This window comes from Bacillus sp. LR--39 (assembly GCF_053613335.1).
Map to the genome: position 1 here is coordinate 1 of NZ_JBSIOT010000363.1, position 1,032 is coordinate 1,032.

Here is a 1,032-nt window from a genome sequence, read left to right on the forward strand (position 1 = left end):
TTGATTTAGACGGAACGATGTACAATGGCACGGAAAAAATCGAGGAGGCGTGTGAATTTGTCAGAACGCTGAAAGATCGCGGCGTTCCTTATCTTTTCGTGACAAACAACTCTTCGCGCACACCGAAGCAGGTAGCGGACAAGCTCGTGTCTTTTGATATTCCGGCAACAGAAGAGCAGGTCTTCACGACCAGCATGGCAACTGCCCAGCACATTGCACAGCAGAAAAAAGACGCGTCTGTGTATGTGATTGGGGAGGAAGGAATCCGCCAGGCGATTGAAGAAAACGGCCTGATATTTGGCGGAGAAAACGCGGATTTTGTCGTTGTTGGCATCGACCGTTCCATTACATACGAAAAATTTGCTGTTGGCTGCCTGGCAATCAGAAATGGCGCCCGCTTTATTTCCACTAACGGAGATATTGCGATTCCGACTGAAAGAGGGCTCCTGCCGGGAAACGGCTCACTGACATCGGTGTTAACCGTATCTACAGGTGTACAGCCTGTATTTATCGGCAAGCCGGAATCAATTATTATGGAGCAGGCGATGCGCGTTCTCGGCACAGATGTGTCTGAAACACTCATGGTCGGCGACAACTACGCCACTGATATTATGGCCGGCATTAACGCGGGTATGGATACGCTGCTCGTTCACACAGGCGTAACGAAAAGAGAACATATGACAGACGATATGGAAAAACCGACTCACGCCATTGACTCTCTGACTGAATGGATTCCATACATTTGAAAAAAGGGCGCCCTAAAAGGGTGCCCTTATTCTGTATGCCGCGCGCGGTGAGCAAGTCTGCTTGAAGCCGCGGCGGAAATCGCTCCGACGATGTCATCTAAAAAGGTATGGCATTCACCGGTTGATTTATCATTCAATCGTTTAAGGATTCCGGGTTTTTCTTTGTCGATGTAACCGTAGTTCGTAAACCCGATCGATCCGTAAATGTTCACAATGGAAAATGCCAGAACTTCATCTACTCCATATAGGCTTTCATCTATTTCCAGCATCGTTTGCAGCGGTTCAG

2 protein-coding genes are annotated in these 1,032 nt (G+C 48.4%); one reads left to right on the top strand and one right to left on the bottom strand.

Going from position 1 to position 1,032, the window contains the following annotated elements; all coding sequences use genetic code 11:
* Positions 1-746: 5' nucleotidase NucF (gene nucF / locus ACWHAR_RS23260; protein ID WP_452087970.1), on the top strand; the 746-nt coding region annotated here is incomplete at its 5' end.
* Between the two features lie 26 nt (positions 747-772).
* On the opposite strand, the gene ACWHAR_RS23265 is transcribed toward nucF, so the two are convergent.
* On the bottom strand, positions 773-1,032 hold a 260-nt coding region (locus ACWHAR_RS23265; protein ID WP_452087971.1), incomplete at its 5' end, for a phosphatidylglycerophosphatase A family protein.